Below are 6,681 nucleotides of genomic sequence, written 5' to 3'. Positions count from 1 at the left end.
GATGCAGCGGGCGCAGGGTTTGACCAGATCGAAGCGAATGCCGTTGATCTCAAGGGCTGCCCAACGGTCTTCCGCCCAAGGTTCGTCGGTGTCCAGCACGATATTGGGTCGGAAACGATCCATGCCGACACTGTCTTCACCATTGGCAGCCATGTTTTCATTCAGCGCGGCAAGGGAAGCGGTGGTGGTGACGAGAATCTGGTAACCATCGGCAAAGGTCACCGGTGTCTCATCACCGGCCCATTCTTCCGAGGCAATGCGCCTGGATGTGTCATCGAAGAAAACAAGTTTGAGTTCAGTGCCCATCCAGCCGGAGAGTACGGTGTTGATCTCGTCAGGTGCAACAGCGGCGTTGACGGGCGATTTCCACACCACCACATCCATGCGCTTCGACGAGGGTAGCGCCAGGATTTCGCCATCCGTATCGGTGGACAGGCGAAGGCCGCTGCCGGATTGCAGTGCGTTGATGCGGGCAATGGCAGGCAGTTCGCGCTGGGTGATGAATTGACCGGAGGCGTGCACGAACATGGCGCGGCGGTCGCCAGGCAGGCCTTCCCATGTGATCGGGCTTTGTGAAAGCGGAATGCCGCGTGCGCTTTTCAGCGGATAGATATTCAGCGCCGATATGCGCATGCCAACCTCCTCAGATTTCATCCAGAAACAGATCCAGCACCTGCTGCAACCTGTCATGCCGTTGTTTGGCCAGTGCCCCGCCGGTTTCGGTGTTGAAGCCATCGGCCAGTTTGAACAACTTCGTCTGGAAGTGGTCTATCGCAAATGTCCTGTCGTCAAGGGGGCGCTCTTTGGCAAGCGGGTCGTTCGGATCATAAAGTGCTGATCCGAGCCGGCCAGCAATATAGAAACAGCGTGCCGCACCCACCATACCGATGGCGTCCAGCCGGTCGGCATCCTGCAGAATTTTCGCTTCCAGCGTCTGTGGTTTGAGATTGGCAGAAAAGCTGTGTGTGGTGATGGCGTGTTTCACCGCTTCGATATCAGCGGGTGACCAATCGAGGCCCGCCAGTATGCCTTCGGCCTTTTCCGCAGCCAGTCGTGAGGCCTGCGAGCGCAATGGCGAGTTCTTCTCGACAGCCACGCAGTCATGCAGCAGCACGCTTGCCGCCAGAACCATACCATTACCGCCCTCCGTGGCATGAATGCGCATGGCATTGCGAAACACCCGGTGGATGTGGGCAAGGTCATGCGAACCGTCATCGCCTTCGGTTGCATGGGCGATGAGTTGCTCCGCAAGGGAGGCATAAGGGGCAAATGACTGGGCCTGCATGTGGTTCTTCCTCTGGTCTTTGCCGCTGTTTAGAACCACGGACCGGTCATGGCAATCAACATCATGTCTTGCTGTCACCGAGGATCGTACCTGCCGATTTGCCCGTCAGGATCTTCTGGTAGAACAGACCGATGCCAATCAGCACCACGCCAAGACCGATGAAGGAAAGCGCTCGCAACACACCTTCAAGATTGCTCATGTCGATCAGGAAGGCCTTGGCAACGGCAAGAAGAACGAGGGCTGCCGAGGCAAGGCGAAGGCTCTTGGCGTCAAACTTCGAGCCAAGCACCAGCAACAACACGCCGATTGCCAGCCACACCACCGAATAGGTGTAGGTCTCGCTTTGCAGGAAGCCTTTCCAGTCTGCGATGTTTTCGCCCTGCCAGAAACGGCGCACCGACAATGTTGCCCACGCAAACAGCAAGGCCGCACCCGATAGCGCCAGCATTACCACATAGGGAAGCGGACGTTTGTCCCGTGCATAATAGGCAAGGCCACCATAGGCGAGGCCGGGCAGCAAATAACCAATCAAAAGCAGGTTGAGGAACGGCCACGGGCCGGTGTTTTCGCCACTGAAATAGGGGTTGAGCGCACCAAAATGCATGGTCAGCACATTGGCCATGGCAATGACGCCGGCAATCATCGAGCCATAACGGAAGACCGGGCTTGGCGACTTCAGATCGAGCGTCATCAACACGCCTGACATGCCGATGGTCAGCAATGTGTAGATCGACTGTTCGCCGAGCGTTGGTACCGTGTCGGCGAGCACACCGCCATTCATGGCGTGACGAACGAGGATGGCAATCGCCAGCAGCCCCATGAGGCTGGCAATGGCCTGCAGGAAGTTTTTGGCGCGATGCTCAGGCCAGTTGCGCAGCAGATAGGCAGACGCAATGGCCAGCACAGCCGGAATGCCGTAACCGGGCAGAAGGGCGTTGAAGACTGGCGTGGTGCCCAGATTTTGCGGGCCAACGATGGTTGGCTCCCAGCCAATACGACCGAGAACACCGACACTGGCAATTGCCATCACCCAGGGCAGGGCATCCCATGTGCGCTGCCGTGTTGCAACAACATAGGCGAAACCCAGCACCGATAGCAGCACGGTGGTTGCCAGCCCGTCTGTCAGCGTGTGCAGGGTGAGGGTGAAGGCTGCAAAGGAACCGACAACCAGCAGGTTGAGCGGTATGCGATAGGCGCCGTCCTTGTCTTGCTTATGCAGCCACTCGGCGCCCGCCAGCAACGCAAGGCCAACGGCAACACCATAGGCGGCATGCAGCCAGTCGCGGCTTAGATTGCCATATTCCACAAAGCTTATTGTGCCAAGCCAGACGGGAATGATCGCCGCGATGCCGGCCCATAACAGTGCGAAATCGGCGTCCTGCGCACCCTTGCGTTTGAGGAAGGCAAAACCGCAGATCAGGAAGACCACGCCTAGCCCCAGTGCAATGGCGATATCGGTGCCATATCCTTGCGCGACTGCCGGTAGGGCGATGTCGGTGCCGGTAATCATTCCCGAGAAATAGAAAATGCCACGGGCTGTCAGCGTGGTAATGGCCAGCGCACCAAGCGCTGAAAAGACTGCTGGCCATACGGCAAAATGACGGCTTGCACCCAGAGCAGCAAGGGCGGTGATGACACTTGCCATGGCAAAGCCGGGGTGAACATTGCTGGAGCCTGTGGCCAGTACCATGGCAAGTGCCGGCAATACGGCAGCTAGTGAGACGGTCAGGCTGATTGCGATGGGGTGGCGTGCAAGAAGTTTCAGCATCCGCACGGACAACCTTGCCTGAGCGGCTTTTTCGGCCTCGGTGGCCGGTGTCGCTGCCGCTGCCGCTGCCGCTGCCTCCGGCAGATCATCAAATGCCTTGGCAGGCCAGATGAAGATTGTGCCTGCTATCATCGCCAGAAGCGCAAGCGTCGGCGGTGGCAGATCGATGACATCGCTGGCACCGATATAACCCAGTGCCCAAAGGCCAAGCCCTGCATTGGCAAGGGCAGGCACGATTTTCCAGTTCTGGCTGCGGCAGGCAATTGCCGTGGCTGCCCAAGAAATGGTGAGGAAAATGAACAGCGCCCAGATATTGGGTGTTTGCGTGGAAATCAGTGCCGGTGTCAGCATTGAACCCAATAGCCCAAGCCCTGCCAGCGCCTGCCCATGCAGAAGCGAAAGCCCAAGGGTGGCAAAGGCCACCAGGCCAAGGGCGATGAAGGTGGTTGTCGGGCCGATATAGTCATAAATGCCATAGGCGGCGAAGAACACGCCAAACAGCGTCAGTGATCCGGCTGCGGTCAGCACGCCGGGGATCATGGCATTGGAATAGGCGGTCGTGACATTGGGCATGGCCTTGCGGCGAATGGCTTCACCGGCTGCCCACAGCAGAAGGCCGAAGATGCCGGCCATGGCCAGACGGACAGCCGGGCTGAGAAGGCCGCTTTCAATGGAATATTTGACGAGGAAGATGCCGCCAAACGCTAGTGCAATGCCACCGGCCCACACCGCCCAGCGTGCGCCGAGACGGTTTTCGAAACTTTCGCGCGGCGGCAGGGCTGCTGCTGCAACCTGCTGCTCCGGCACGGTCTCTGTGACGGTCTCCTGGTCCACGGCCACATCCTGCGCGACAGGATCGGCGGGGCGTGAGGGGGCCTGCTCCTGTGGCAGAAGGGCGGGATCGGTGACGGGGGCGTCGTTTGCTGGTGCCTCTGCGCCAGAAAATGTTTCATGCGGCGCGGCCTCGGTCTGCACAGCTTGTGGTGTTGCCACAGGCGGTTGGCCAGCGGCCAGCATTCTTTTCAAAGCCTTGATTTCGCGCTCAAGTGTATTGATGCGGCTGGCACTGCGAATGCTGGAAACGAGAGTGTAGATAAAGGCGACCACATAGGCCACCGCCAACAGACCAAGTATTTCCAATACACACTCTCCCGACTGGAGCCGTTCAGCGACGACGGCGCGTGGCCGTGCCGACTGAACAGCGCTTAAGCAGGAATGCGGGGCGTTTCCGTGACAGAAATCTGTCCGAGAACACGCCTCACACCTGCTCCTCATCCGGTTTTATACGTGTGTGCGAATTTATTGTGCAAGCCATGATTTAGTCAGCTCAATATCGGATACACCGATATCGTGACCATAGGGCACTGTCTCCAGCTGAACTTTCGCACCGGTCGCCGACAAGGATTCAGCCAGGCGGATGGTATCGGCGCGGAACTTGTCACTCTCGCCAGCAGACAGCATGATCTGGCGACCTGTCAGATCGGCCGCCGGCCAATGTTCCAGAACCGGCATGGCACGCAGCAGAACCGCATCGGCCGCAAATTGCGGATGAAGCGCAAAAAACGCTGCAAGGAAATTGGCGCCGTTTGAGTGACCTATGAAACGAAGCCGTTTTTTATCAATGCCATAGGCAGCGATGGCACCCTCGACAAAAGCAGCAAAAGCCTCCGTCTCGCGGACAATGTCGTTCTGGTCGAATGTCGAACCACCGAAGCGCCGGAACCATCGGGCAATGCCTTCTTCGGTGCTGCGACCACGCACACCAAGAAGTGTCGCGTTGGGGGCAGCCTTGGCCGCCAGCGGCATCAGGCTTGTTTCGCTACCGCCTGAACCATGCAGCAGGATCAGTACACTGCCATCCGGCTGCTGCGGCGTATAGAACCGGTGCACGAATGGCAATTCGCGGTAAATCACCCGCTCATCGCCTGGCATGGCAAATTGCGGCAGGGAAACGCGCGCAGCCTCAGCATCCGCTTCAAAATCTGGTGGAATGAACAGCGATTCGCCAAGCCTGTCTGCTGGCTCGTCGATGGTCATGCCGGGACCATCGGTCGCCATTTCGATCAGCACACCACCCGGTTCGCGCACGTAGAGCGACGCGAAATATTTGCGGTCATGAGCGTTGGTCACGCTGGAGTTCAGCTTTTTCAGCTCCGCATGCACGCTTTCCAGCTCGTCCTCATTGCGGGCACGAAAGGCGATGTGGTCAACCGTGCCGGTGCCGGGCGCACTTGACCAGAAGCCTGTTGCGTCACGCACATCGATGATGTCTCCGGAGGCGGACACCATGCGGCGGATCGAGCCCTGCTGCTGGGTAAAGACATAGCCAAAATAGCGGGACAGAAAGCTCTGTGTTTCATCCTGCGCTTCGCTGAGCATCGTCGCGCCACGAATACGGCGGATGGCATGTTCGCGCGGAATGCCGGGTGCATCATGCGGGTCGGCCTCGGCAAAGGCACTGGTGCCACAAAGCTTGATGATGATGCCGTCTGGGTCCTTCAGGCGAATGACCGGTTCACCGAATTCTTCCATCGGGCCTTCGGTGCGAATACCTGCCGTCAAAGCGCGGGTTAGCCAGAAACCGATGCTGCCGGGGTCAATGGCCAGTGATATTTCGAGCGTTTGTCCGTGGCCGACGCGGCCCTGGCCGCCATCTTCCCACATCAGGAATGTCATCAGTGAGCCGGGGCTGCCGGAATGGTCGCCATAGATCAGGTGAAGCTGCATCGCATCTTCAAAACCGGCGGTGCGTTTGACAAGGCGCAGACCAAGAAATCCGGTATAGAAATCCACATTGGCCTGTACCTTCCGGGCAATCATGGTGATGTGATGAATGCCTGCATCCGCGATCATGCTGAAACGACCTTTCCGTGAACCTGTCTGAGTTTTGTACCATATGGTCGCGTCACCTGACATTACGCAAGGGCAGGAGTGTGGATATCACTATGAGGTGAAGCTTTTGCGCAAAAAGCGTGCGGTTTGCTTTTTGTATTGGCGGTGAAAGGTCAAAAAATAATCATTGAAAATTACAGCATATTTTATGTGCATTTTTTGCTTGCGCCTCGGGTTTGAATTGGTTTTGATAAGGCTAATTCAATCAAAAACTTCCAGGGGGAAGAACAATGCTAACGCGCAGGTTGTTATCGAAAATCGCAACATTCACGGCTCTTGGCCTTTCGGTTGGCTTTGCCGCACCGGCTTTTGCCGAAACACCAATCAAGTTCACGCTTGACTGGAAGTTTGAGGGCCCGGCTGCCGGTTTCCTGCTGGCGGTAGACAAGGGTTACTTCAAGGCCGAGGGTCTGGATGTAACGATCGATAGCGGCAATGGCTCGGTAGAGGCCATTCCGCGTGTGGCAACCGGCGCCTACCAGATGGGGTTCGGTGACATCAATTCGGTGATGAAATTCCTGGATGAAGACCCGAGCCAGAAGGTGAAGGCCGTTTACATGGTCTATGAGCGCCCGACATTTGCGGTTGTCGGTCGTAAGTCTTTGGGTGTGACCACCGATCCGAAATCGCTGGAAGGCAAGAAACTCGGCGCACCGCCACCAGATGGCGCCTTTGCCCAGTGGAAGGCCTTCAAGGAGGTTGCTGCGATTGACGACAGCAAGATCACCATTGAATC

Annotated in this window: 5 protein-coding genes; 1 reads left to right on the top strand and 4 read right to left on the bottom strand. The window is 57.6% G+C overall.

Features of this window, described 5'->3' with window-relative positions; all coding sequences use genetic code 11:
* The 4 genes from RT613_RS17255 to RT613_RS17240 all read right to left on the bottom strand — a co-directional run.
* Nucleotides 1-633: MOSC domain-containing protein (locus RT613_RS17255; protein ID WP_313617305.1), on the bottom strand; the 633-nt coding region annotated here is incomplete at its 3' end.
* Nucleotides 634-643: 10 nt separating this feature from the next.
* Nucleotides 644-1,285 (bottom strand): HD domain-containing protein, encoded by a 642-nt coding sequence (locus RT613_RS17250; RefSeq protein WP_313617303.1) that lies wholly within the window; start codon nucleotides 1,283-1,285, stop codon nucleotides 644-646.
* A 61-nt stretch (nucleotides 1,286-1,346) separates the two neighbouring features.
* Nucleotides 1,347-4,193: a DUF2339 domain-containing protein gene (locus RT613_RS17245; protein ID WP_313617301.1), complete on the bottom strand. Its 2,847-nt coding sequence runs from the start codon at nucleotides 4,191-4,193 to the stop codon at nucleotides 1,347-1,349.
* Nucleotides 4,194-4,352: 159 nt separating this feature from the next.
* Nucleotides 4,353-5,906 (bottom strand): VOC family protein, encoded by a 1,554-nt coding sequence (locus RT613_RS17240; protein ID WP_313617299.1) that lies wholly within the window; start codon nucleotides 5,904-5,906, stop codon nucleotides 4,353-4,355.
* A gap of 269 nt (nucleotides 5,907-6,175) precedes the next feature.
* On the opposite strand from RT613_RS17240, the gene RT613_RS17235 reads away from it, so the two are divergent.
* Nucleotides 6,176-6,681, top strand: a 506-nt coding sequence (locus RT613_RS17235) for an ABC transporter substrate-binding protein (RefSeq protein WP_313617298.1), incomplete at its 3' end; no start/stop codon positions are given.

The sequence above is a fragment of the Agrobacterium sp. genome, from assembly GCF_032092815.1.
Classification (GTDB): Bacteria; Pseudomonadota; Alphaproteobacteria; order Rhizobiales; family Rhizobiaceae; genus Agrobacterium.
Note: the sequence above shows the minus strand (reverse complement) of the source record. Positions and strands in the feature narration are given on the sequence as shown.

Excerpts from the sequence above, each read along its gene's own strand:
- RT613_RS17250 (WP_313617303.1), bottom strand. The coding sequence starts at position 1,285 with ATGCAGGCCCAGTCATTTGCCCCTTATGCCTCCCTTGCGGAGCAACTC.
- RT613_RS17240 (WP_313617299.1), bottom strand. The coding sequence starts at position 5,906 with ATGATCGCGGATGCAGGCATTCATCACATCACCATGATTGCCCGGAAG.